Origin of the sequence: Streptomyces caniferus (genome assembly GCF_009811555.1) — a bacterium.
GTDB lineage: Bacteria > Actinomycetota > Actinomycetes > Streptomycetales > Streptomycetaceae > Streptomyces > Streptomyces caniferus.
The window spans coordinates 928,878-952,432 of the sequence record NZ_BLIN01000005.1; the positions used below are offsets into that span (position 1 = coordinate 928,878).

Genomic DNA, 23,555 nt, shown 5'->3' on the forward strand with positions numbered 1-23,555 from the left:
TCCGCCCCGGGCCCGCTCCCGTTCCGGGTCCGCTCACGACTCCGCTCCCCGCTGCGGCTGCTCCCCGTTCGGGCACCGAGGGGCAGGTCGGGGCCCCTCTCGTTCCGTGGTGGGGCAGGGGTGCGACGATGGGCCTGTCATGGTTGCGGGGCAGGTTCTCAGGGGGCTACGGGCCGCGGTGTTCGCGGCGGTCTGTGTGCTGCTCGCCGCACTGGGGCACATGGTGATGTCGGATGCCGTGGTACCCCCGTGGATGCTGCTCGCCGCCTGGGCGGGGACCGCGGCCGGTGCCTGGTGCTGTGCGGCCCGGGAACGCGGGCCGGTGTGGGTGGGGTTGCTGACCGTCGGCACCCAGGCCGCCCTGCACAGTGCCTTCTCGTTCGGCCAGGCGGTAGCCGGTGGCGGCGACCGCTCCCTCGCGCGCCAGTGGGCCCGGACCTTGCTGTGCGGGGCGGACGGGACACAGTTCTCCGGCCGTGACGGCGCCCAGCTGTTGCAGCTGATGCGTCAGCAGATGGCGGCCATGCCCTCGTCGGACCCTGCGCACCCTGTGCAGGACATGGGCGGCATGGAGTCCATGCAGCACATGGGGCACATGGGCGGCATGGCCCACAGCGCTCAGATGCCGGGGATGCACGGCAGCGCCACCGGCATGCTGGCGGCCCACCTGCTGGTCGCCCTGCTCAGCGCGGCGTGGCTGTGGGGCGGCGAACGGGCGGCGTTCCGGCTCGTACGGAGCGCGTCGGCCCGGCTGTTCGCGCCGTTGGTCCTCGTCCTGCGGATCCTGCTGCCCGATCCGCGGCCCGCCGTCCGCGCCGCTCGTCAGGAGCCGCGGCGTGCGGTGCGGCAGTTGCTGCTGGCGTATACGAGGTCGTTGCGGGGTCCCCCGCGGGAGCCGGCTGTCGGCTGACAGCCCGGTCGCATTCCCGAGCCGGTGGACGGGCGGGCGCTGAGCGCGCACGCCGGCGTCCCGGCTCCGACTTCACCGGTCCCCGCCGCGCGCGGCGACCGGATCATGCGAAGGACTCCAGATGATGATCCATGTCCGGATGCCGGTGGCACTGCTGCCCGCGTCCGTTCCCGGCGCACCGGCCGACGGCGGCGGGCGTCCGCCGGCCACCGCGTCAACCGGCCCGTTTGCCGCCCGTGTCCGCCGTGCCGGAACCTGTCGCTCCCGGTCCCGCGGCGGCCGAACGCAGCCGCGCGAGCAGCGCATCGGCGGCCGCCGGGTCGCCTTCGGGGTACCCGGCGGCGCGGTCGAGGCCGGCCGTCAGGGCTCGTGCCCGTGCGTCCCACCGTCGGCAGTCCCGGCAGCCGGCCAGGTGGTCGTCGAGCCGGCCGGGGGTGACGCCGGGTGGCAGTTCCTCGCCGTCGAGGCGGGCGGAGAGTGCCGTACGGATGCGCGAGCAGTGCATGCGTCCATCCTCCCCGAAGCACGGCTGCGCGGCGAGGGGCGGTCGCGGTATGCGGGATGACGAGGCGGTGACGGGCTGGGCGCTGGCCGCCCGTACCGGGGACGAGCGGGCCGTCGAGCAGTTCGTGCGGGCCACCCAGCTCGATGTGCGGCGCTATGTGGCGCATCTCAGCGGTGATCCGCAGGCGACCGACGACCTGGTGCAGGACACCTATGTGCGGGCGCTGCGCAGCCTGCCGCGGTTCGAGGGCCGGTCGTCGGCGCGTACCTGGCTGCTGACCATCGCCCGGCGGGTCGTGGCGGACCGTATCCGTTCCCACGCGGTGCGGCCCCGGCTGGCGGCGACGGACGACTGGCAGACGGCCGCGGAGCGGGTGCAGCCGCGCGGTGTGCCGGGATTCGACGAGGGCGTGGCGCTGGCCGAACTGCTGGCGGCGCTGGCGCCGCAGCGGCGGGAGGCGTTCGTGCTCACCCAGTTGCTGGGGCTGCCGTACGCGGCGGCGGCCGGGGTGATGGGCTGCCCCGTGGGGACCGTGCGGTCCCGGGTGGCGCGCGCCCGCGAGACGCTGGTCGCGCTGCTGACGGAGGCGGAGCGTCCCGAACCGGCCGCCGAGTCGCGCGTCTACGCGGACGCGGTGGCCTGACGGACCCGCGACGCGGGAGAGCGACGGGGCTCATGGACGGGCGCAAGGGCCGGTCCATGAGCCCCGTGGCGTGTGGCGCCGACGGGCTCAGCCGCCGGGACGTACCGCCCTGGCCCGTACGGTCCGCGGCGGGCTGTCGCGGAAGTGCAGTGTGAAGGTGAGCCGGTCGCCGGGCGCGAGCCGCGGCGGCGGGCTGACCATGACGTCCAGGGTGGTCGGCGTCATGGTCAGGGCGTCGCCCGCCGGGACGGTGGCGCCGCGGACCATCGCCATGCTGCGGGCGTTGTGCCCGATGTCGACGGTGCGGCTGAGCATCGCGCGGTGGCCGGCGGGGCCGGTGACACCCGTCAGGACGTCGTCGGCGCCGCCGGTGTTGCGCAGGGTGAAGAACGCGGCGGTGGCCTCCGTTCCCGAGGGGATCAGCACCCGGCCCTCGGGGATGCTCAACCGCGCGGGCCTGCCCGCGTTGCCGGCGGCGGTCCATGCGGTGAGCACGCCGAGGGTCACCAGAGCGGTGAGCAACGGGACGACGACGGACGGGACGGACGGCCGATTCATGAGGTCTCCCCCTGGGGGCGGGGCCGGCGGCCGTGCGGGCGGCGGGCCGGCCCTTCCGGCCGCCAGGCGCGCAGCCGGAGGCTGTTGCCCACGACGAGCAGTGAGCTGGCGGACATGGCGGCGGCCGCCAGCATCGGGCTGAGCAGACCGACGGCGGCGAGCGGCACGGTGACGAGGTTGTAGCCGAAGGCCCAGACGAGGTTGCCGCGGATGGTGCCCAGGGTGCGCCGGGCCAGGCGTACGGCGTCGGGGACGGCCTGGAGGTCCTCGCGTACGAGGGTGACATCGGCGGCGCCGATCGCGGCGTCGGTGCCGCTGCCCATGGCGATGCCGAGGTCGGCTAGGGCGAGGGCCGCCGCGTCGTTGACGCCGTCGCCGACGACGGCGACCCGGCAGCCCTGCTCCTTGAGGGTGGTGACGAGGGCGGCCTTGTCCTCGGGGCGGGCCGCGGCGTGGACCTCGGTGATGGCGAGATGGCCGGCCACCGCGCGGGCGGTGGCGGCGCGGTCGCCGGTGGCCAGGACCGGCCGCAGCCCCAGGCGGCGCAGATGGTCGACGGCACGGTAGCCGTCGGGGCGGAGGGTGTCGCCGACCGCGAGGACGGCCTCCGGGGTGCCGTCGACGGTGACGAGGACGGCGGTGTGACCGGCCGTCTCGGCGGTGTGCACCGCTTCCGGCAGCGGGGCGGGCAGGCCGGTGAGGTCGCCGGGCCGGGTGACCTCCACCCGGTGTCGGTCGGCCGTGCCGTGGACGCCGTATCCGGGTGTGGCACCGAAGTCCGCTACGGGCGGCAGCTGTCGGTCCGGCAGTCGCGCGGCGGCGAAGGCGCCGATCGCACCGGCCAGCGGGTGTTCGGAGCCCTGCTCGACGACGGCGGCCAGCCGCAGCGCCTCGGTGGCGTCGAGGCCGCCGGTGCGCGCGGTGAGGGCGGTGACGCTCATCCGGCCGGTGGTGAGGGTGCCGGTCTTGTCGAGGACGACGGTGTCGATGCGGCGCAGCCGCTCCAGCGCCTCCGGGCCGCGGACCAGGATCCCGAGCTGGGCGCCCCGGCCGGTGGCGGCCAGCAGCGCGGTCGGGGTGGCCAGCCCCAGCGCGCAGGGGCAGGCGACGACGAGGACCGCCACCGCCGCGGTGATCGCGGACTGCGGGTCGGCCCCGGCGCCGAGCCAGAAGCCCAGGACGGTGACCGAAACGGTCAGTACGGCGGGGACGAAGACGGCCGCCACGGCGTCGGCGAGACGCTGGACCTTGGTCTTGCCGGTCTGGGCGTCCTCGACGAGCCGGGTGATCCGGGCGAGTTGGGTGTCGGCGCCCACCGCGTCGGCCCGTACCTCCAGTAGACCGCCCGAGTTGACCGCGCCGCCGACGACGCTCTCGCCCGGACCGGCCTCGACGGGGCGGCTCTCCCCGGTGATCAGGGACATGTCCAGGGCGGAGCGGCCCTCGACGACGGTGCCGTCGGTGGCGACCCGTTCGCCGGGACGGACCAGGAAGCGGTCCCCGGCCCGCAGCCGGTCCACCGGGATGCGCCGCTCGCCGTCGGCCGTCCGCACGGCGACGTCCTTGGCGGCGAGTTCGGCCAGGGCGCGGAGCGCGGCCCCGGTGCCGCGCCGGGCCCTGGCCTCCATCCGCCGCCCGGCCAGCACGAACAGCGGTACGCCGACGGCGGCTTCCAGGTAGAGGTGCGCGGCCCCGTCGCCGGCGGCCGGCAGCAGGCTGAACGGCATCGTCATACCGGGCGCCCCGGCCCCGCCGAGGAACAGCGCGTAGGCGGACCAGCCGAAGGAGGCGACGACGCCGAGCGAGACCAGGGTGTCCATGGTGGCCGCGCCGTGCCGCAGACCACGCAGCGCACGGGCGTGGAAGGGAGCGGCGCCCCATACGGCGACGGGCGCGGCGAGCACGAAGCACAGCCACTGCCAGTCGCGGAACTGCCAGCCGGGCACCATCGACAGGACCAGGACGGGGAGCGAGAGCACCGCGGTCACCAGCAGCCGGTGCCGCTCGGCGCGGGCGGCGTCGCCCTCGTCGTCCGGGCGGTCGGCGGGCGACGGCGGGTCGTCCGGGTCCGGCGCGGGGGCGGGCTCGTGGGGCTGTGCGGTGAATCCGGCCGCCTCGACGGTGGTGACGAGGTCGGTGACGGACACCGCCGCGGGGTGGCTGACCGTCGCCCGGCCGGTGGCGAGGTTCACCGAGGCGGCGACGCCGTCCAGTCGGCCGAGCTTCTTCTCGACCCGGCCCACACAGGCGGCGCAGGTCATCCCGCCGACCGTGAGGGTGGTGGTGAGGGGCGGGGCCGGTGCGGCGGGAGGGGGCGACGACGGGGGTCCGGGCCGGGGCTGCGAGGTCATCGCGGTGCTCCCCCCGTCACCGGGCGGGGGGCCGCGCCGCCCATGCCGTGCATACCGCCCATGCCCCCGTCGTCGGCGGGCGCGCCGCCTCCCGTACGGGTGCCGCCCGCCGGGTGCAGATCCGGGGCCACCGGACCGGCGGCGGCACCGGCCGCGTACGACAGCGTGCCGAGCAGCGCCAGCAGCACGAGGAAGCCGAGGACCGACCGGGCGGGCAACAGCCGTGGGACGGCCTTGCCGAGAGGGGGCCGACTGCGATCGGCCGGGGAGCGGGACATCGCGTCATCGTGGCAGGCGGAAGCGGCGCCGGGCGGGCGATCCGGGGCTCGTCGGAGGGTGAGGTTCATCCCGTTCCCGGGCCGGAACTCACCGGCCTCCGGGCCCGACTAACTGGGTTTGGTCGGCGGCCTGTCGACTGGTTCCGGGAGACCTTCCCGGGGGGCTCTTCGGCCGGCTCCGACCACGCCCGCGAACCCCTCTCGGGCACCCTCTCCGCCGCCCCGTCGCCCTCCCGGCCGTCTCCCGGTCACCGTCCGTTCGAATTCCCCGGCCTTGGCGGGAACTCGACGCGCCCCGCGCACGACCTCTCCAACGCCGCGCCGTCCGGGCGCGGTTCGTCGTCGACCGGCGCCCGTTGAGGAGGACACCGTGTCCAGATCGCCCGAACCCGTAGAGCTGTACGGGCCGGAGTACACCCGCGACCCCTATCCCCTGTACGCCGAGCTGCGCGAGCGCGGCCCGGTCCACCGGGTGCGCTTCCCCAGCGGGGTGTGCGCCTGGCTGGTCACCGGCTACGAAGCCGCCCATCAGGCGCTGACCGACCCCCGGCTGGGCAAGCACCATGCGCGGGGCAACGCGGCCTGGCGGGCCCGCGCCTCGATCATGCCCGAGCCCCAGCACTCCCAGCTCCAGGTGCATCTGCTCCACCAGGACCCGCCGCGGCACACCGCGCTGCGCCGCCTGATCACCGAAGCCTTCGCACCGCAGCGGGTCGAGAGGCTCCGCCCCCGGTTCCAGGCGATGGCCGATGCCCTGCTCGACGGGCTCCCGGACGCCGGCGAGGCCGAGCTGATCGAGGTCTTCGCCGGGCGCTTCCCGTTTCAGGTGCTGGCCGAAGTGATCGGACTTCCCGCGGAGTTCGCGGAGCGTTTCGACCGGGACTGGGGCAAGGTCGTCCAGCCCGTGGGGCCGTCGGACCCCGCCCGCCCGGCGTACGAGGCGCGGCTGCGCGGACTGCAGCAGTACATCGCCGATCTCGTCGTCCACAAGCGCGGTGAGCGGGGCGAGGATCTGCTCTCCCGGCTGGTGACCGCCCGCGACGACGGCCGGATCGGTCAGGAGGAGCTGGATTCGATGATCTTCCAGCTGCTGGTCGCCGGACAGGAGCCGGTCACCCACCAGATCGGCACGGCTCTGGTCACCCTGCTGCGCCACCCCGGCCACCTGGCGACGCTGGCCGGCCGTCCGGAGCTGCTGCCCCGTGCCGTCGAGGAGCTCCTGCGCTATGACAGCGCCTTCGAGCTGACGACGTGGCGGTTCTTCGCCGAGGACACCGACCTGCACGGGACGCGGATCCCGGCGGGCGACTCCGTCATCGTGGCGCTGTCCGCGGCCCATCGCGACGCCCGGCAGTTCCCCGACCCCGACGCCCTGCACTTCGACCGCACCCCCAACCCGCATCTCGCCTTCGGGCACGGCATCCACTTCTGTCCCGGCGCCGCGCTCGCCAGGACCGAGCTGCAGATCGCCCTGGGCACTCTGCTGAGGCGGCTGCCGGACCTGCGGCCGGCCGTCCCGGACGACGAGCTGAGCTGGATCCCGGCGGTACTGGCGCGCGGTGTCGAGCGGCTGCCGGTGGCCTACGGCGCGCCGGCCGGCTGTCCGGTCGCGCACGGGCCGGATGCCGCGTGCTGACCAGCCCGGCCCGGCCGCGTACCGGCCCGCCCGCCGGTCACCCGGCCGGCGGCGCGGCGGTACTCGCCGAGCTCCTGCCGTACCGCCGCACCCTGGACACCGGCCACACCGGCCACGGGGACTTCCCCGACGCCTTCCCCGCCCAACTGCAGCAGCTCGCCGCGCCCGTGGCGGCGGGCGAGCCGCTCGTCCTCACCCTCCCCGGCTTCCCCTGCAAGTCGCCGAACCCGGCCAAGGTGCTCGGTCACCTCCCCGACGAGGGCGAACGGCTGGCGCTGCGCTTCCTGGACGCCCTGTGTGCCCGGATCGAGGCCGTCCACCCGCCCGGGGCCCGAGTGGTGATCTGCTCGGACGGGCATGTCTTCAGCGATCTCATCCGGGTGCCCGACCGCGACATCGATGCCTACGCCGACGCCCTGCGCGCCATGATCCACGACGAGGGCCTGACCCGCCTGGACGTCTTCGACCTGCGCGAGGTCTACGGACGGCGGCTGTCGCACGATGCCAAACGGGCCCTGGTCCACGCGCACCACGCCCCCGCCCTGGAGGCCCTGCGGTCCCTGACGCGCAGCGACGAACCGACCCGCCGCCTGTACCAGGGCATCACCCGCTTCCTCTTCGAGGACTCCGCCTCGTTCACGGGCACCCGCTCGGCGCTGCAGCGCGACTGCCGGCGCCGCGCCTACGGAGTGATGCAGCGCAGCCGCGCCTGGGGCGACCTGGTCGGCGCGCACCACCCGGGCGCCTTCCGGCTCTCCATCCATCCGCAGCCCCGGGGCTCGGCCAAGTTCGGCATCCGACTGCTGGATGCGCCCGATGTGTGGATGACGCCCTGGCACTCCTGCGTGCTCGAACACCGCGACGGACGGCGGGAGTTGCTGCACCGGACGGATGCCGAGCGGCGCGGCCGGCTGGTGCGTCGCCAGGGGCGGCCGAGCCACTTCGTGACCGGGTGACGAAGGGGGCACCCGCCCCGGCCCCGGTCATGCCTCACGGCCGGGGCGTGCCGCGCCCCTGGCCGGGGCGGCGAGCGGGGGCGGCAGGTGCGCCGGTCCCCCGCCGCCGACAGGGCCGTGGCACCGCCACCGATCGCCACCGATAGAGCAGTGGCGCCGCCGCCCCGGTCGGCGAACCGGTCACCCGTCCCCGGCGGGGAACGACTCCCCCGCGGACAACGGCTCCCGGTGGTCGAAGGCGATCAACGGGTCGCCGGTGAGCGGATGTTCGGTCACCGCGGCCCGCACCCCGAACACCTCGGCCAGCAGCCGTGGCGTCAGCACCTCGCGGGGCGTGCCGGACGCCACCACCCGCCCGGCGTGCAGCACATGCAGCCGGTCGCACAGGGCGGCGGCCGCGTTCAGATCGTGCAGGGAGATCAGCGTCGTACGGCGCTGCGCCCGCAGCAGCGCGAGCAGCTCGACCTGGTGCCGTACGTCGAGGTGGTTGGTGGGCTCGTCCAGTACCAGCACCTGAGGGTCCTGGGCGAAGGCCCGTGCCAGCAGCGCGCGTTGGCGCTCGCCCCCGGACAGGGCGGAGAACCGGCGGGCGCCCTGCCCGGCCATTCCGACGGCGGCGAGGGCGCCGGCCACCCGCTCCCGGTCGGTGCGGTCGTCACCCGCGAAGGCCCGCTTGTAGGGCGTTCGGCCCATCGTCACCACCTCGCGTACGGTCAGCTCGAAGTCGCTGCCGCGCTCCTGCGGCAGCGCGGCGACCCGGCGTGCGGTCTGCCCCGGTGTGAGCGTGCGCAGGTCGTCCCCGGCCAGCAGCACCCGGCCCGCGGTGGGCCGCAGATGCCGGTACACGGTCCGCAGCACGGTCGACTTCCCGCTGCCGTTGGGGCCGACCAGCCCGGCGATCTCGCCGTCCGCCGCCATCAGGCGCACTCCGGCCACGACGTCGCGGCTCGCGTAGCCGACGTGCAGATCCTCGATCTCGACGTTCACCGGCCCGCCTCCATCCGCCGGTCCAGGATGAACAGCAGGGCGGGCGCCCCGATCATCGCGGTGACGACCCCCACCGGCAGCTCCTGGGAGTCCATCGCCGTACGGCACACGACGTCCACCACGATCAGCAGCAGCGCCCCGGTCAGCGCGGACAGCGGCAGCAGTCTGCGGTGGTCGCCGCCGACGACCAGCCGGCACAGGTGCGGCACCATCAGGCCCACGAAGCCGACGGCTCCGGAGACCGCGACCAGTACGCCGGTCAGCAGGCTGGTCACCACGAACAGCTCCCGGCGCAGCCGGGTGACGTCGACGCCCACCCCGGCCGCGGTCTCATCGCCCATGATCAGCGCGTTCATGGCACGGGCCCGCGCCTGGAGGGCCACCAGCCCGGCGGCGACCGCGGCCACCGGCAGCCACAGCACGTCCCAGGTGGCCCCGCTCAGGCTGCCCATCAGCCAGAACAGCACGCTACGGGTCTGCTGTTCGTCGCCGGCCTGGAGTACGAGGTAACTGGTGAAGCCGGACAGGAACTGCCCGATGCCGACGCCGGCCAGCACCAGGCGCAGCGGCGAGAAACCCCCGCCGCGCCGGGCCATGCACCACACCAGCGCGAACGAGGCGAGCGCGCCGGCGAACGCCGCCGCCGACAGTCCCAGGCCCAGGACACCGCCCGCGCCGGCGCCCAGCACGATGGCGGCGACCGCGCCGAGCGAGGCGCCGTTGGAGATGCCCAGCAGGTAGGGGTCCGCCAGCGGATTGCGCACCAGCGCCTGGGTCGCCGTTCCCACCAGCCCCAGCCCCGCTCCCACCAGCGCCGCCAACAGGGCCCGGGGCACGCGCAGTTGCCACACGATCAGGTCGTCGGTGCCCGGCCGGGCCGGCGCCCCGCCGAGCCGCCGGAACACCACCGACCAGACGTGTGCGGGCGCGATATCGGTAGAACCCAGGGAGACCGCCGCGGTCAGGGCCACCACCACGGCGATGCCGAGCCCCGCGGCGAGCAGGCCGGCGGGCGGGGTGCGGCGCGCGGACCGCTCGGCCCGCTCCTCGTGCCCGTCCGGCTCGGCGACGGCCGCTGCCCTCACCGTGCCGCCTTGAACCGGTCGGGGTGGAGGGTGCGGGCGATCTCCTCGACGGTGTCCGCGTTGCCGACGCCGGCGATCGTCGTACGCTCCGAGCCGATCCGCAGGAACTTCCCGTTGCGCACGGCGGCGAGCCCCTTGGTGGCGGGAAAGCGCTTCAGGAACGCCGCGGCCTCGTCGAAGGCCTTGGCGTTGGCCGCGGCGTCGCCCCGGTTGCGCACCCCGAGCTGGATCCAGTCCGGGTCCTTGGCGACCACGTCCTCCCAGGAGACCGGCTTGAAGTCCCCGTCGCAGCCGTCGAAGACATTGCGCGCCCCGGCCTGCCCGATCACGGCGTTGGCGACCTGCTTGCGGCAGACGGCGACCGGCTGCTTGGTGCCCGCGTCGTAGTCGAAGAAGAAGTACGTCGGCCGCTTGCCGGGGGCGAGACCGCCCACCGCCCTGTGCACCTTGTCGGTCTTCGCCCGCATCCCCGCCACCAGTGCGTCCGCCCGCCGGGAGGTGCCGGTCACCGCGCCCAGCCGCTTGATGTCGCCCTCCACGCCGGACAGGTCGCGCTGGGGCTTCTCGGCCATCGGTGCGCAGGCGGTGGACGCCAGGTAGAGGTGCTTGATGCCCGCCGCGGTGAACTCCTCCTCGGTCGGCGCGTCACCGGCCCGGCCCATGGTGTTCATCGACGCGAAGGTGTCGATGTAGAGGTCGGCGCCCGAGCCGAGCAGCTTCTCCTTGGGGATCACGGACTTCGCCAGCACCGGCACCTTCCGGGCCTGCGCGCCCAGGGCGCCGGGCAGGGCGCCCTCGTGGGGCGGGAACCCGGTCCCGATGACCCGGTCGCCCGCGCCCAGCCGCAACAGCGTCTCCAGGGCGGCGGCATTACTGGTGACGATCTTGCGCGGCGCGGACCGGAAGGTGGTGGTGACGCCCTTGCAGTCGGCGACCTTCACCGGAAAGCCCGGCTCGCGGGCGCCCTTGTCCGTGCCCGTGTCCGAGCCCGTGCCGCTCCCGCCGCATGCGGTGGCGGCCAGCGCGACGACCACCGCGACACCGCACAACTTCCCAGGACGCATGACGCTTCTCCCCTATTCCTCACCAGCCGGCGCACCGGCCGTTTCACCCGCCGCCGCAGCGGCCGAAGGGCCGCAGGCGCGACCCGGCACAGGTAGTCGGGCGGGCGGCGGGGGCGGTTCCGGACCCCGGCGTCTTTTCCGGCGGGGCCGGGCGGCCGAGCCCCGCCGCCGCGGCCCCGGCGGCTGCCCGAAGGGAAAGCGGAGGACGACGACGGGGCTTCAGGGCGACGCAGCACAGCGGCACCGGGAGGCGGTTGATGACGACGGGTGCGCCCGGCACGACCGGGTCGGCCGAGGGGGCAGGCGTGGCCGGCAGCTCCGCCGCCTAATGGTTCACCGGAGTGGTGCCATCGGTTTCTCAGCACGGGGTGTGAACGGAGCCAGCGCGGTGGGCTGCACCGCGGCGGCTGCGGCCGAGCCGCGCAGCAGCTCGGTCAGGTTGTGGGGGTGTGCCTGCTCCGTGGTCGGAGTCGCTGCTGTGATGCGGTCCAGCCGGAAGCCCCGGCCGGCCAGTCGCGTGCGGCACCAGGCGATGAGGTACCACCGGCCGTCGACGGTGAGCAGTCCGGCCGGTTCCACCATGCGGTTGCTTTCGCGTCCTGCCGCGTCGGTGTAGGACAGCTGCAGGACCGTGTTGGTGGTGAGGGCCTGTTCCACCGCGGTGCGGACCGTGGCGTCGGAGGGCGCGGGCAGCGCGACGATCCGGGTGGCCAGTTCCTGTGCCGCCGCTGAGACGGGGCCGGTCATCGAGGCCACCATCTTCTGGGCCGCCGTGCGGGCCGCCCCGGCGTACGGGGCGAAGACATCGGTCGCGGCGAGGGCGACGGCCAGGGCCGAGGCTTCCTCAGCGGTGAAGTGGATCGGGGGCAGGGTCATGGCCGGGTCGATCGACCAGCCCCCGCCGCGTCCCGGTGTCGTGCGCACCGGGACGCCGGTCTCCATCAGTGCCTGGAGGTCGCGCTGCACCGTGCGCGTGCTCACCTCGAAGCGCGCGGCGAGCGCCGCGACCGTCAGCGGCTGCGGCGCGACTGCGCGCAACTCTTCCACCAGCGCATACAGCCGGGCTGTGCGGTTCATGCCGGCGACGCTACAGGCCCGTGGTGGACAGGAAGTCCCGTTCGCGTCGCAGCTCCCGTTCGGTGATGGTCAGCGGGAAGAGGGTGAAGCCGTGCATGGCGCCGGCGACGACATCCAACTGCACGGGCGCGCCCGCCGCCTGCCACCGTTGGGCCAGGAACAGCGAGTCGTCCCGCAGCGGATCTTCGCTGCCGACGACGATCCGGGCGGGCGGCATGCCGACAAGGTCGGCGAACAGCGGTGAGACCTCCGGATCACGGCGCTGTTCCCCGTCCATGCCAGGGGTGACCAGCTCATAGGTCCGCCGCAGTGTGTCGGTATTGCTCAGCAACCGCTTGGAGCCGAACGATCGCTGGCTTGGTGTCATCGACAGGTCGTAGGGGCCAAAGAGCAGGTGGGCGGCCCGGAATGCGCCGGTGATGTCGGGCCGGTCGCGAAGGCGCAGCAGTGTCACGACGCTGAGGTGGGCACCGGCCGATTCCCCGCCGATCAGCAGCCGCTCGGTGCCGAACTCGGTCGCGGCGTGCCTCACCAGCCACCGTGCGGCGGCTTCGCAGTCGTCGGGTCCGGCGGGGAAGGGGTGTTCCGGTGCGAGGCGGTAGTCCACGCTGACCACGGCAAGCCGGGTCTGCTCGGCGAGTCGCCACAGTCTTTCGTCCTGCCCGTCCGCGGAGCCGAACATCCAGCCGCCTCCGTGGAAGTGCAGGTACACGCCGTCAACGTGCTCCGGCACGAAGACTCGTACCTTCACCCCGCCCTCAACGACGCGGTCTTGGCCCTGCGGCAGTCGCACCGGTGGCGTGTCGCCGCCGAGCCGGTTGCGCCGCAGGGCGGCCAGCAGGGTTGCACTGGGCGTCTCGTCGCGCGCCGGGCGGCTCGCGGCCGTGGCCTCGAACTGCTCGTTGAATGCCAGGGTCTCGGCCAGGCAGTCCTCATCGGTGATCGTCATGCGTCGACCATCGCAGCCGTCCGCGACAACACCCTGTCACCGTTCACCGGTGAACCACGTCACATTCCTGTTGTCCTTCCTGCGGCACCACCATCCGCCCCTGCTCGTGCCAACCCCTGCTGCGTGCCGTCTAGTCCGCGGCGCCGGAGGCCGTCCGGAGGTCGACGTTCCAGTCCAGCTGGCGGGTCAGCGTGTCGTCACCGGGGCGCTGAGGGGACGGGGCCCGGCCGGTGCGCGACGGGGTGCGGGTGCCGCGGGAGATCTCTCCGCTGGCGGTGATGTTGTGCTCCACGCGCGGGCGGCGGCAGGTCTCGTAGAGGGAGAGTGCGCTGTCCAGGTCGGGGGTGTCCCGCAGGGACTTGGCGAGGATGACGGCGTCCTCCAGCGCCATCGAGGCTCCCTGCCCCGTCGCCGGTGAGGCCGCATGCGCGGCGTCACCGATGATCAGCGTCCGTCCGGAGCGCCAGGGCGTTCCCAGGGGGATCTCGGTGGCGTTGGTGGCCATGATGCCGTCCGTGGACGCCGCGACGATGCGCGCCGCGGGGGTGGCGTCCTTGCCCAGGGTCTCGACGAGTTGCTCCCGCCGGCGGGAGGGCGTGGGGTGGGCGAGTTCATCGGCGGGGACGGCTGGACCGGCGACGCGGCCGAACCAGTACGTCTCCCCGGCCGGCGAGACCGCGTAACCGAAGGCAGCGGCGCTGCCCCGCACCATCGTGATGTGCCCCGTGTCCTGCGCCACCGGGGTGCCGGGCGTGTAGCCGTAGAAGACGCTCTGCCCCGCGTAGACGGGCTCCGCGCCGGGGGCGATCGACCGCCGCAGGGCCGAGTTCAGGCCGTCCGCGCCGATGAGCAGGTCTCCGGTCGCGGCGCTGCCGTCGGCGAAGCGTGCGGTCGCCTTGTCCGGGCCGTTCTCGACGGACACCAGCCGCGCCCCGTGCGAGAGGCCGATGCCCCGGCGGACGACCTCGGCCTGCAACGCGGCGTTCAACTCGCCACGGCGCAGGCACCGGTACCGCAGGCGCGTGTCGTCGGCCTCCCCCAGCGGCACGTGGGCCACCTCGCCGCCCCGGTCGTCGAGAACGCGCATCGAGCGCAGGGGGAAGCCGATCGCGGTGACCGCATCCGAGGCGTCGAGCTGCGCCAGCGCGCGCATACCGTTGCTCGCCAGGGTCAGGAACGCCCCGATGTCCTCGGCGGTGTCGGAATGCGCCTCGTGCACGGCGACGTCGAATCCCGCCTTGTGCAGGGCCAGCGCGGTCGCCGTACCCGCGATCCCGCCGCCGATGACCACTATGCGTGTCACGTGTGCCACTCCGTTCCTCTGCGCAGGCCCCCTCGGGCATCCAGGTCAATGATGTACCCGGCCGGCCGGGCCCGTTGTGAACTCTGGGAGAGGGAAGGGCCGGATGTGCGGGGCGGGAGGTCTGGGCGGGAGTGGCCTGCCCCGGGCCCGTCGCGCACGGCCGGCGCACCGTCAGCTCCGCGGTCTGCCCGCTCCTGAGGCGTGACGATCGGGAAGGCGGGGTCGGGCTCGTCCGGCAGGGCGCCGAAGGTGAGGAGGGCCCGGGGGTCGCCGTCGAGGGTGACCGTGATGACGCAGGGGTCGAGGCGTGCGAGGAAGCCGCGGTCGGCGTCGGCGAAGTCCTGGGCGTCGTCCGGGGCGGGCGGCTGGTCGTGACGGGCGGTCGGCCCGCTGTGCTCCCTGTGCTCCGCTGTGCTCATGGCGGCGATTGTGGTCCGGTCCGCGACGCCGGGTCATGGTGAGGCAGCACAGTGTCGGCGGTCATCCGTCACAAGGCGGCGCCCGCGCGCCGGTCAGGGATCGAGGCCGCTGCCCTGCGGGCCGTAGAGATCCAGCAGGCGGACGCGGGTGTCGTGCAGCCGGTCGGCCACCGTTTCGGCCACATAGCGGTACATCGCCCGGCCGAGGATGGGATCGGACTCGCACAGGGCGCGGACCACCTTGGCGTCGAACTCCACGGCCTCGACCGGGCCCACGGTCTCCGCGCCGAAGTGCCACAGATAGGGCGGGAACAGCCAGGACCAGCCGAGCAGTTCGTCCCGGCCGAGCGTCTCGACGACCGCGGCGCGGCGCCCGGGGACCCGCTGGTCGAGGACGACCTGTCCGCTGCGGATGATCCAGAAGTGGTCCGCTCTGTGGCCCTCCTCGAAGAGGCGGGTGGCGCGCGGCAGCGACACCTCGACGGCGATGTCGGTCAGGCGCCGGCGCCGGTCGGGCGGCATCGCATGGAACAGGTGTCTGCTGGTGGCCATCGCGTCCTCCGCTCGCTGACTGCACGATATGCGGAGGTCTGCGGGGATTGCGGGAAGGCTCGGCCGGGCGGGGCGACGACGGGGAACTCCGGTGGCGTCAGGTCAGCTGGCGCCGTACCAGATCGTGCAGCCGGCCGCCGGTGTCGGCGAGCAGCTCGGCCGGGGCGCCCTGCTCGACGATCCGGCCGTCCGCCATGACGATCACCCGGTCCGCGTCCATGACCGTGGACAGCCGGTGGGCGATCACCAGACGGCTGGCGCTGAGCTTGCGGGTGCTGTCGATGACGATGCGCTGGGTCTCGTTGTCCAGGGCGCTGGTGGCCTCGTCGAAGAACAGGATCCGCGGGCGGCGGACCAGCGCCTGGGCGATCATCAGCCGCTGCCGCTGACCGCCGGAGATGGCGCCGCCGCCGGAGATCATGGTGTGCAGCCCCATCGGCATCCGCTTGATGTCCTCGGCCAGGCCCGCCATCTCGGCGGCCGCCCACGCCTCCTCCTGGGTGAAGGACTCGGCACCGCAGATGCAGTCCAGGATCGAGCCGGTGAGGGGCTGGGCGTTCTGCAGGACGACCCCGCACTGGCGGCGTACCGCCGCCTGGTCCAGGGCGCCCAGGTCCTGCCCGTCGTAGAGCACATGGCCCGAGGTCGGCTTGTCGAAGCCGATGAGCAGCCGCAGCAGGGTCGACTTGCCGCAGCCGCTGGGGCCGACGACGGCGACGAACTCGCCGGGCCGGACCTGGAACGAGACGTCGTCGAGGACGAGCGGTCCGTCCTCGGTGTAGCGGAAGGACAGCTTCTTGGCCTCGATGCCGCCGGACAGGGCGCCGGGCTGGGCGCTGGCGCCGCGGACTTCGGGCTTCTCGTCCAGCACCGGCTTGATCTGCTCGAACATCGGCATCGCGGCGGCCGCCGAGATGAACGCGCCGGTGATCTGGGTGACCGAGGTCAGCAGCATGGTCACCGAGGTGTTGAAGGTGAGGAACGAGCCGGCCGACATGCTGCCGCGGGCCGGGCCGGCCAGCAGCATGAACATGGTGAGCGAACAGAGCGGCAGGTAGACCGCATTGAGGACGGTGGTCAGGTTCTTGATCCGCCCGGCCTTCTGCTGGAGTTCGCGGGAGCGGGCGAACTCGCGGGCCCAAGCCGCGTACGCGAAGCTCTCGGCGGCGGCGACCCGCAGCTTGGGCAGCCCGCGCAGGGTCTGGAACGCCTGGTTGTTGAGCTTGTTGCCGAGCTTGATCAGCCGTCGCTGCCAGCGCAGCTCCCACAGGCCCATGGCCAGGAACACCGCGCCGATGACGACCAGCATGGCGAGGGCCGCCAGCGCCAGCGGCACGCTGTACAGGAGCAGCAGCACGAGGTTCATCGCGCCGACCGTCGTGGCCTGCACGGCCACCGGTCCGAGGCCGGAGAGCACCCGCCGGATGCCGCTGATGCCCATCGCGGCGCTGGCCAGCTCTCCGGTGGAGCGTTCGGTGAAGAACTTCGTCGGCAGCCGCAGCAACCGGTCCCACACCGCCGGCTGCAGCGCGCTCTCGATCCGGCCCTCCATCCGCAGCACGGTGAGGTTCTGCAGCAGCATGAAGGCCGCGGAGACGACGCTGGTGATGATGACGGCCAGGGAGACCTGCACGATCAGGTTCTTGTCGGCGCTGGGCACGTACTCCCCGAGCACCTTGCCGGTCGCGATCGGGACGAGGGCGCCGAGGCCCACGGTCACCAGCCCGGCGACGGCCAGGTTCCGCAGGTCCATCCGCGTGCCGCGCAGGCTGAAGAGCATCAGCCGCAACAGGCTCATGGGCCGCTCCGGCAGCGGGCGGTAGAACATCACGGCGCGCGGCTCGAAGGCGTCGGCGTTGTCCTTGCCGATGCGCATCCGCAGCCCGGAGGCCGGGTTGACCGCCTCGTAGCGGCCCCGGCGCCACAGCAGGGCCACGGGCGCGCCGGACTTGGCGCGGTGGCCCACCAGGGGTCCGGTGTCGGTCCGCCACCAGCGGCCCTGGAGCCGGACCGCGCGGGTCCGGATCCGCGAGCTGACCGCGATCCGTTCGACCGGGGTGATGCGGTCGTTGGCGGCGCCGCCCTTCGGCGGTTCGGTGAGCGTGATCCCGGCCGCCTCCGCGACCGTGCGGCAGACCGCGAAGGTGGCGTCGTCGCCGGCCCGGTCCGTCTCGGCGCTGCCCCGCCCGCCCCGGTCCTGGCGGCCGATGGAGGCGATCAGTGCCTGGTCGGCCCGCTCGCGGACGGCCTCGCCCGCCTTGATGCCGGCGGCCGTGCGGTCCTCGTGGGCGCGCTCCAGCTGCTCGATCCAGCGGTCGACGGCGGACAGCAGCCGGTACTGCTGGTTGACCATCTGCTGCCACAGCCCGGGGTCCACCAGCAGGTCGCCGGCCGCCTCCGCGCTGTAGGAGGCGCCGTACTGCACGCTGCCGGGCGGGACCGGCATCCACAGGATGTCGTCGTCGGCCACCGCCTCATCGGCGGGCCGGCCGTCGAGCGGTGCCTCGAACAGCACGCCCAGACTGCGGGCGGTGCCCAGCGCGAAGGCGTGTTCCAGCGCGGAGGGGGCCTCGCCCTGGCCGCCGTACGCCGGGTCGTAGCCGTAGTCCTGCGCGCCGTACTGCGGAATCGCCCCGGTGTCGCCGTACTCCCCGTACTCGTACCGGGGCAGTTCGCGCAGCGGGATCCGGCGCAGCAGGCAGTCCTGGGACGGCCGGCCGAGCAGGGTGTGGTGCGGGCCCGCGACCGGGCCGAGCAGGAGGGTGCCGGCTTCGAGACGGCCGAGGAAGTGCCAGTGCCCTTCCTCGACGGTGTCGACCGCGAAGAGGTCGAGCGAGCCGCCGGTGACGAGCCACAGCACATGCGGCCCCTCCAGGGGCACGTTGCGCAGTCCGGTGCAGTCGACGGGGGTGCCGAGGCTGCCCAGCGCCTGCGTCACCGCGTCGGTGTCGCCCGGTCCCACGACCGCGGGCGGGGGTACGGATGACACGTCAGTGCTCCTTGACCAGCTCGGCGTACGGGCCCCCGGCGGCGACCAGGTCCTCGTGCCGGCCGCGTTCGACGACCACGCCGTGGTCGAGGACCACGATCTCGTCGCTGTCGCGGACGGTGCTCAGCCGGTGGGCGATGACGACGCAGGCACAGCCGCGCCGCCGCAGGTTGTCCATGATGGTCTGCTCGGTCTGCGCGTCCAGGGCACTGGTGACCTCGTCGAGGACCAGGATGCTGGGGCGCCGGACCAGCGCGCGGGCGATCTCCAGGCGCTGGCGCTGTCCGCCGGAGAAGTTGCGGCCGTCCTGTTCCACGCGGCTGTAGATGCCGTCGGGGCGACGGGCGATCACATCGTCGTAGAGCGCGGCGTCCTGGAGTGCGGTGATGACCGCGTCGTCCGGTATGGACGGGTCCCACAGCGCCACGTTGTCACGGACCGTGCCCTCGAAGAGGAAGATGTCCTGGTCGACGAAGGAGACGGAGGCGGCCAGCGCGCTGCGGGAGAGGTCCTCCAGACGCTGTCCGTCGATGCGGATGCTGCCTTCCCAGGGGCTGTAGAGGCCGGAGATCAGCCGGGAGACGGTGGACTTGCCGCTGCCGGAGCCGCCGACGAGGGCGACCTGCCGGCCGGGGCCGACGGCCAGGGAGAAGCCGGTGAGCAGCGGTTTGTCCAGCGGGCTGTAGCCGAAGGTGATGTCCTCCAGCGTCACATGGCCCTTGAGCCTGCGGGTGTCGGCGTCCGGCTCGGGGCGCGAGTAGAGGCTGTCGACGGGGAAGCTCTCGACGTCCTTGAGGCGGGCCACGTCGGCGGCGAAGTCCTGGATGCGGCCCGCCACGCCGTTGAGCCGGGTGACGGGTGCGGTGAAGCGGGTCACCAGCGCCTGGAAGGCGACGAGCAGGCCGATGGAGATATGGCCCTCGACCGCCCGCAGTCCGCCGATCCACAGGATCAGGGCGCTGTTGAGCGTGGCCAGCGTGGGGGCGACGACGGCCAGCGCGGCGCTCGGCACACCGAGGCGCTGCTGCACCTCCAGCGTGGTGGCGTGCTGTCCGGCCCAGCGGCGGAAGTAACCGTTCTCCCCGCCGGTGGCCTTCATCGTCTCGATGAGCTGCAGACCGGTGTACGAGGTGTTGGTGAGCCGGGCGGTGTCGGCGCGCAGCTTCTGCGTGTGGGTGGACCGCAGCCGGATCACGATCCGCATGGCGACCACGTTGAGCAGCGCGATCCCCACGCCGATGACCGTCAGTTGCGGGTCGTAGGTCCACAGCAGGACGGCGTAGAGGATGACGACGATCCCGTCGACGCCCGCGGCGGCGAGGTCGCGCGCCAGGGTTTCGGCGACCGCGTCGTTGGACTGCAGCCGCTGGACGAGGTCGGCGGGACTGCGCTGGGCGAAGAAGGTGACCGGGAGTCTGAGCAGATGGCGCAGGAAGCGGGCACTGGTCAGGGTGGAGGAGATGATGCGGCCGCGCAGCAGGTTCGCCTGTTGCAGACCGGTCAGGAGGGCGGTCAGCGCGACCATCGCGGCCATCGACGCGAAGAGCGGCCCCAGCAGCGAGGTCTGGTTGCCGATCAGGAACATGTCGATGTACGTACGGCTCAGCGCGGGCACCGCCGCGCCGACCGCGACCAGCAGCAGGCTGGCGAGCAGCGCGGCGAGCAGGGTGCCGGTGGTGCCGCGCATCCGGGCGGGCACGGCGCCGAGCACGCCGGGCTTGCGGCCGCCCTTGCGGAAGTCCTCGCCGGGCTCGAAGACCAGGGCGACACCGGTGAAGCTGGTGTCGAAATCCTCGGTCGGCACGAAGCGGCGGCCCTTGTCGGGGTCGTTGATGCGCACGCCGCGGCGGCCGAAGCGACGGCTGATGCCGTCGTAGACGACGTAGTGGTTGAACTCCCAGAACAGGATGGCCGGCGCCTGCACTTCGGCGAGCGCGGACGGCTCCATCTGCATGCCCTTGGCCTGCAAGCCGTAACTGCGGGCGGCCTTGAGCACATTGCTGGCGCGCGAGCCGTCGCGGGAGACGCCGCAGGCGATCCGCAGCTCCTCCAGCGGTACATGCCGCCCGTAGTGGGCGAGCACCATCGCCAGCGAGGCGGCGCCGCACTCCACGGCCTCCATCTGGAGGACGGTGGGGGTGCGTACGGCCTTCGTCTTCCCGGGCTTGGGGGCGGGCGGCGCGGCCCGGCGGGTGCGGCGGGCGCCCGGCGCGGGCTCGGGGCGGTGCCGGCCGCGGCCCGGCGGCGGCAGCTGCTGCTGCGGGGCTGCGGATTCGGGGGAGGCGGTCATGGCAGCAGCCAATCGATCGGGTGCTGCGCGGCCAGGTGCACGGCACCGGTGGCCGGCGTCATGGAGTCGACGGCGTACGGCGGGCCGCCGGCGGCCGACCAGGCGTAGCCGGACGCGCTGTGCGGGGCGGCATCGAGCTGTACCAGGACCGCGATGGGCTGGCCGTGCTGCGAGAACTGCTCGCCGAGCTGACTGTTGCCCAGGTAGGCGCCGATCCGCTGGCGGGTCTGCGCGGTCCTGCCGACGGCTTTGACCCGCCCGCGCAGTACGCCGTACTTCTGGCTCGGCACGGACTGGACGGTGAGGTCGACGGCGGCGCCGACGGGGACGGTGGCGCCGCTCTGGGCCGGGACGTACAGCGTTGCCGTCAGGGGGTCGCCGGCATGGGCGACGCGCTCCACGGAGGCGACGTCCGCCCCGGTGGTGACGACGGAGCCGATCGTGGCGACCATCGTGGTCAGCCGGCCGGCGGCGAGGGTGCGGACGATGGCGGTGCCCCGGGCGGTGCGGACCTTCAGCACCGGGGTGTTGGCGGCCACCCGCTTGCCTTCTTCGGCGAGCACGGCGGTGACCTGGCCCGCGACGGGGCTCTGCAGGACGTAACTGCCCTGCCCGTGGGTGAGGATTCCGGGTGCGCCGAGGGTGGACGACACGGTGCCGGTCACCGCCCATACGGACGCGGCGATCACGAACAGGACCGTGACGGTCAGCACCAGCCAGCCCTGGGGGCGGGCGAAGCGCACCGGCAGATCGATTTCCTCGGGCGACTGCAGCTTGGAAAGGGCCTGTTGGCGGAACTGCACGACACTCTTCCCTCAACTGCAATGGTCTGTGTCAGACGGGTGGCGGCCGGGCGCCCCGGTCCCCGGCGAAGCCAGGGGATCCGGGGCACTCGGCCCGGCATGTCGGCAAGGAGGGGGCGCCGACCTGCCGTTGTCACCGTTCGAAGCCGGCTGTACCGCTCAGCGGCACAGAAGACGACTCAGAGACCGGAGACCAGGCCCGTGGCGGTGCCGACGACGCCCGAGGTGTTGGCGCCGGTGGCGCCGTCGACCAGGCCGGTGGCGGTGCCGACGACACCCGAGACCGGGGCGATCGAGTCAACGGTGTTGGTGGCGTTGCCGACCACACCGTTGAGGAGGCCACCGGACACGTTGTCCAGGTCGGCGTCGGAGATTTCCTGGGTCTGAACCTGGGGGATGGAGTTCATGGTGTTTCCCTTCGATGAATATCTCGAAATAAAGCTGCGTCCGAACCGTCCGGTGGGGTGGCCCGGCCGCGGCTGCGGCAGTCGGGTTCCCGAAATCAGGAACCGATGGTGTGACTCCCGCGGTGCGAAGGATCAAAGCATGCGGGCGGGTTGTGCTGCTAATCGGAGAACCACCGATCCGGACCCCAACGCCCCACTGAATTACCGGAAGTGCACGCGTATCCATGACTTGGTGGCAGCTTCTTCACAGCTTCTCCAGTTTCAGTTCCAACCCATCGGTAACCGCTCGTTCGACGAACTGGACATTCCCGCACCAAACCACTGACCTGCAGGTCAGCGTAGGGTTTCGTCACGGGAGGGGCTGCGCCGACTGCGCATTCGGTGTGCAGATTCCTTGAAGACCGCCAATTTTTACGGCACCTGAGCACAGCACGGTCACGGAACTCCGGCATACCCGTCCGACAGGCCGCTCCGAATGTTGCAGGGGCATGAAATGTGCCCGATTCGCCCGGAGTTCATGGGCGGCATCGGCCGAGTTGAACGCATTGAACGGAATCATCGCAACTATACGTGCGGCATTCCCATGGAAACGGATCGAGTACCCGGAGAACGGACATAACCGCATAACGCCGTGCCTTCGGAACCGTCGGTAATGGGTGGTTCCGGAGAGCACCACCGACACCCCGGTGGCAGCCGCCCACCGGGTGCGGCACCGTGAAAGGACGCTGCGGGGCCGGCGCCCCGGGAAGGAGCCGTCCGTGGACCCCGTCGAGGCGCTGGAGCGCATCGCGTTCCTGCTGGAGCGACAGGGCGCGGTGACCTACCGCGTCCAGGCGTTCCGCACGGCCGCGACCGTGATCGGCGCCCTGTCCCCCGACGAGCTGCGCCGGCGCGCCCTGGACGGTTCGCTGGGCCGTATCAAGGGGCTGGGCCCCAAGACCACCCAGGTGGTCGAGGAGGCTCTCGCGGGGGTGCGGCCCGCCTATCTGGACCGTCTGGAGGAGGAGGCGGGCGGGCCCCTGGTGGAGGGGGAACGGGGGCAGCGGCTCCGGCGGGCGCTGCGCGGCGACTGCCATCTGCACTCGGACTGGTCGGACGGGGGCAGCCCGGTCGAGGCCATGGCCGAGGCGGCCCGCGACCTCGGGCACGCATGGTGTGTGCTGACCGACCACTCCCCCAGGCTCACCGTGGCCCGCGGGCTGACCGCCGAGCGGCTGCGCCGGCAGTTGTCGCTGGTGGCGGAGGTCAACGGGCGGCTGGCGCCGTTCCGGCTGCTGACCGGGATCGAGTGCGACATCCTCGACGACGGCACCCTCGACCAGGAACCGGAGCTGCTGGACCAGTTGGACGTGGTGGTCGCCTCGGTGCACTCCAAGCTGCGGATGGACCGGGCGCCGATGACCCGGCGGCTGCTGGCCGCGGTCCGCAATCCGCTGGTCGATGTGCTCGGTCACTGCACCGGACGGCAGATCACCGGCAAGCTGCGCCCGGAGTCGCAGTTCGACGCCGAAGAGGTGTTCGCGGCCTGTGCCGAGCACCGTACGGCCGTCGAGATCAACTGCCGCCCCGACCGATTCGATCCCCCGCGCCGCCTGCTCCGCCAGGCGCTGGAGGCGGGCACGCTCTTCGCCATCGACAGCGACGCCCATGCGCCGGGCCAGCTGGACTGGCAGATCTACGGCTGCGCCCGCGCCGAGGAGTGCGGCGTACCGGCCGAGCGGATCATCAACACCTGGACGGAGCGCCAGTTGGCCACCTGGACCCGGACGGGCCGGACGCCACGGCGCTGAGCG

21 protein-coding genes are annotated in these 23,555 nt (G+C 73.2%); 5 read left to right on the forward strand and 16 right to left on the reverse strand.

All coding sequences use genetic code 11. The features are described 5' to 3' along the window. Positions 1-139: 139 nt before the first annotated feature. Positions 140-910, forward strand: coding sequence for a PE-PGRS family protein (locus Scani_RS20655; protein WP_159478540.1), 771 nt, complete (start codon positions 140-142; stop codon positions 908-910). A 214-nt stretch (positions 911-1,124) separates the two neighbouring features. Here the strand turns inward: Scani_RS20655 and Scani_RS20660 are convergent, their stop codons facing one another. Then, complete coding sequence (locus Scani_RS20660; protein ID WP_159478543.1) at positions 1,125-1,415, reverse strand: zf-HC2 domain-containing protein; 291 nt, start codon at positions 1,413-1,415, stop codon at positions 1,125-1,127. A gap of 49 nt (positions 1,416-1,464) precedes the next feature. On the opposite strand from Scani_RS20660, the gene Scani_RS20665 reads away from it, so the two are divergent. Continuing rightward, on the forward strand, positions 1,465-2,058 hold the full coding sequence (locus tag Scani_RS20665) for a sigma-70 family RNA polymerase sigma factor (protein ID WP_159478546.1): 594 nt from the start codon (positions 1,465-1,467) through the stop codon (positions 2,056-2,058). Positions 2,059-2,145: 87 nt separating this feature from the next. Here the strand turns inward: Scani_RS20665 and Scani_RS20670 are convergent, their stop codons facing one another. Genes Scani_RS20670 through Scani_RS20680 form a run of 3 tightly spaced genes read right to left on the reverse strand, consistent with a single transcriptional unit; the run spans position 2,146 to position 5,245 of the window. Beyond that, positions 2,146-2,616 (reverse strand): copper chaperone PCu(A)C, encoded by a 471-nt coding sequence (locus Scani_RS20670; RefSeq protein WP_159478549.1) that lies wholly within the window; start codon positions 2,614-2,616, stop codon positions 2,146-2,148. Further along, positions 2,613-4,967: a heavy metal translocating P-type ATPase gene (locus Scani_RS20675; RefSeq protein WP_159478552.1), complete on the reverse strand. Its 2,355-nt coding sequence runs from the start codon at positions 4,965-4,967 to the stop codon at positions 2,613-2,615. Before Scani_RS20675 ends, Scani_RS20670 begins: the two co-directional genes overlap by 4 nt. Beyond that, positions 4,964-5,245, reverse strand: a complete 282-nt coding sequence (locus Scani_RS20680; RefSeq protein WP_159478555.1) for a hypothetical protein — start codon at positions 5,243-5,245, stop codon at positions 4,964-4,966. The genes Scani_RS20675 and Scani_RS20680 overlap by 4 nt, the downstream gene beginning before the upstream one ends. A 370-nt stretch (positions 5,246-5,615) precedes the next feature. Between Scani_RS20680 and Scani_RS20685 the strand changes: the two genes are divergently transcribed. Both Scani_RS20685 and Scani_RS20690 read left to right on the forward strand, forming a co-directional pair. Continuing rightward, on the forward strand, positions 5,616-6,881 hold the full coding sequence (locus Scani_RS20685) for a cytochrome P450 family protein (RefSeq protein WP_159478558.1): 1,266 nt from the start codon (positions 5,616-5,618) through the stop codon (positions 6,879-6,881). Further along, complete coding sequence (locus tag Scani_RS20690; RefSeq protein ID WP_371872360.1) at positions 6,875-7,837, forward strand: L-tyrosine/L-tryptophan isonitrile synthase family protein; 963 nt, start codon at positions 6,875-6,877, stop codon at positions 7,835-7,837. The genes Scani_RS20685 and Scani_RS20690 overlap by 7 nt, the downstream gene beginning before the upstream one ends. Positions 7,838-8,017: 180 nt before the next feature. Here the strand turns inward: Scani_RS20690 and Scani_RS20695 are convergent, their stop codons facing one another. The 12 genes from Scani_RS20695 to Scani_RS20750 all read right to left on the reverse strand — a co-directional run bounded on the left by Scani_RS20695 (position 8,018) and on the right by Scani_RS20750 (position 21,762). Beyond that, positions 8,018-8,824, reverse strand: a complete 807-nt coding sequence (locus Scani_RS20695) for an ABC transporter ATP-binding protein (protein ID WP_159478561.1) — start codon at positions 8,822-8,824, stop codon at positions 8,018-8,020. Further along, on the reverse strand, positions 8,821-9,828 hold the full coding sequence (locus Scani_RS20700) for a FecCD family ABC transporter permease (protein ID WP_246296421.1): 1,008 nt from the start codon (positions 9,826-9,828) through the stop codon (positions 8,821-8,823). Before Scani_RS20700 ends, Scani_RS20695 begins: the two co-directional genes overlap by 4 nt. Positions 9,829-9,905: 77 nt before the next feature. After that, complete coding sequence (locus Scani_RS20705) at positions 9,906-10,973, reverse strand: ABC transporter substrate-binding protein (RefSeq protein WP_159478569.1); 1,068 nt, start codon at positions 10,971-10,973, stop codon at positions 9,906-9,908. 333 nt (positions 10,974-11,306) lie between these two features. Next, entirely contained in the window at positions 11,307-12,050 is a 744-nt protein-coding gene (locus tag Scani_RS20710) for a helix-turn-helix transcriptional regulator (protein ID WP_159478572.1), read from the reverse strand. 10 nt (positions 12,051-12,060) lie between these two features. Then, positions 12,061-12,999: an alpha/beta hydrolase gene (locus Scani_RS20715; RefSeq protein ID WP_159478575.1), complete on the reverse strand. Its 939-nt coding sequence runs from the start codon at positions 12,997-12,999 to the stop codon at positions 12,061-12,063. Between the two features lie 130 nt (positions 13,000-13,129). Beyond that, positions 13,130-14,302: an FAD-dependent oxidoreductase gene (locus Scani_RS20720; RefSeq protein ID WP_159478578.1), complete on the reverse strand. Its 1,173-nt coding sequence runs from the start codon at positions 14,300-14,302 to the stop codon at positions 13,130-13,132. Then, the gene (locus Scani_RS20725) at positions 14,299-14,721 is read right to left on the reverse strand and encodes a hypothetical protein (RefSeq protein WP_159478581.1); all 423 of its coding nucleotides are present in this window, start codon (positions 14,719-14,721) and stop codon (positions 14,299-14,301) included. Before Scani_RS20725 ends, Scani_RS20720 begins: the two co-directional genes overlap by 4 nt. A gap of 93 nt (positions 14,722-14,814) precedes the next feature. Then, positions 14,815-15,273 (reverse strand): cyclic nucleotide-binding domain-containing protein, encoded by a 459-nt coding sequence (locus tag Scani_RS20730; protein WP_159478584.1) that lies wholly within the window; start codon positions 15,271-15,273, stop codon positions 14,815-14,817. Positions 15,274-15,370: 97 nt separating this feature from the next. Next, positions 15,371-18,262, reverse strand: a complete 2,892-nt coding sequence (locus tag Scani_RS20735; RefSeq protein ID WP_159478587.1) for an NHLP bacteriocin export ABC transporter permease/ATPase subunit — start codon at positions 18,260-18,262, stop codon at positions 15,371-15,373. 1 nt (position 18,263) lies between these two features. Next, positions 18,264-20,552 carry an NHLP family bacteriocin export ABC transporter peptidase/permease/ATPase subunit gene (locus Scani_RS20740; RefSeq protein WP_159478590.1) on the reverse strand — a complete coding sequence of 763 codons (2,289 nt, stop codon included), beginning with the start codon at positions 20,550-20,552 and terminating at the stop codon, positions 18,264-18,266. Beyond that, positions 20,549-21,355: an HlyD family efflux transporter periplasmic adaptor subunit gene (locus Scani_RS20745; protein ID WP_159478593.1), complete on the reverse strand. Its 807-nt coding sequence runs from the start codon at positions 21,353-21,355 to the stop codon at positions 20,549-20,551. Before Scani_RS20745 ends, Scani_RS20740 begins: the two co-directional genes overlap by 4 nt. Before the next feature lie 179 nt (positions 21,356-21,534). Next, entirely contained in the window at positions 21,535-21,762 is a 228-nt protein-coding gene (locus Scani_RS20750; protein ID WP_159478596.1) for a type A2 lantipeptide, read from the reverse strand. A gap of 758 nt (positions 21,763-22,520) precedes the next feature. Here Scani_RS20750 and Scani_RS20755 point away from each other — a divergent pair. Continuing rightward, complete coding sequence (locus tag Scani_RS20755; protein ID WP_159478599.1) at positions 22,521-23,552, forward strand: PHP domain-containing protein; 1,032 nt, start codon at positions 22,521-22,523, stop codon at positions 23,550-23,552. The last annotated feature ends 3 nt before the right edge of the window (positions 23,553-23,555 follow it).

Bases quoted from the DNA above. Each gene is read 5' to 3' on its own strand.
- Scani_RS20665 (WP_159478546.1), top strand. From the start codon at position 1,465: ATGCGGGATGACGAGGCGGTGACGGGCTGGGCGCTGGCCGCCCGTACC.
- Scani_RS20705 (WP_159478569.1), bottom strand. From the start codon at position 10,973: ATGCGTCCTGGGAAGTTGTGCGGTGTCGCGGTGGTCGTCGCGCTGGCC.
- Scani_RS20680 (WP_159478555.1), bottom strand. From the start codon at position 5,245: ATGTCCCGCTCCCCGGCCGATCGCAGTCGGCCCCCTCTCGGCAAGGCC.
- Scani_RS20740 (WP_159478590.1), bottom strand. From the start codon at position 20,552: ATGACCGCCTCCCCCGAATCCGCAGCCCCGCAGCAGCAGCTGCCGCCG.
- Scani_RS20670 (WP_159478549.1), bottom strand. From the start codon at position 2,616: ATGAATCGGCCGTCCGTCCCGTCCGTCGTCGTCCCGTTGCTCACCGCT.
- Scani_RS20725 (WP_159478581.1), bottom strand. From the start codon at position 14,721: ATGAGCACAGCGGAGCACAGGGAGCACAGCGGGCCGACCGCCCGTCAC.
- Scani_RS20730 (WP_159478584.1), bottom strand. From the start codon at position 15,273: ATGGCCACCAGCAGACACCTGTTCCATGCGATGCCGCCCGACCGGCGC.
- Scani_RS20710 (WP_159478572.1), bottom strand. From the start codon at position 12,050: ATGAACCGCACAGCCCGGCTGTATGCGCTGGTGGAAGAGTTGCGCGCA.
- Scani_RS20675 (WP_159478552.1), bottom strand. From the start codon at position 4,967: ATGACCTCGCAGCCCCGGCCCGGACCCCCGTCGTCGCCCCCTCCCGCC.
- Scani_RS20655 (WP_159478540.1), top strand. From the start codon at position 140: ATGGTTGCGGGGCAGGTTCTCAGGGGGCTACGGGCCGCGGTGTTCGCG.
- Scani_RS20715 (WP_159478575.1), bottom strand. From the start codon at position 12,999: ATGACGATCACCGATGAGGACTGCCTGGCCGAGACCCTGGCATTCAAC.
- Scani_RS20750 (WP_159478596.1), bottom strand. From the start codon at position 21,762: ATGAACTCCATCCCCCAGGTTCAGACCCAGGAAATCTCCGACGCCGAC.
- Scani_RS20660 (WP_159478543.1), bottom strand. From the start codon at position 1,415: ATGCACTGCTCGCGCATCCGTACGGCACTCTCCGCCCGCCTCGACGGC.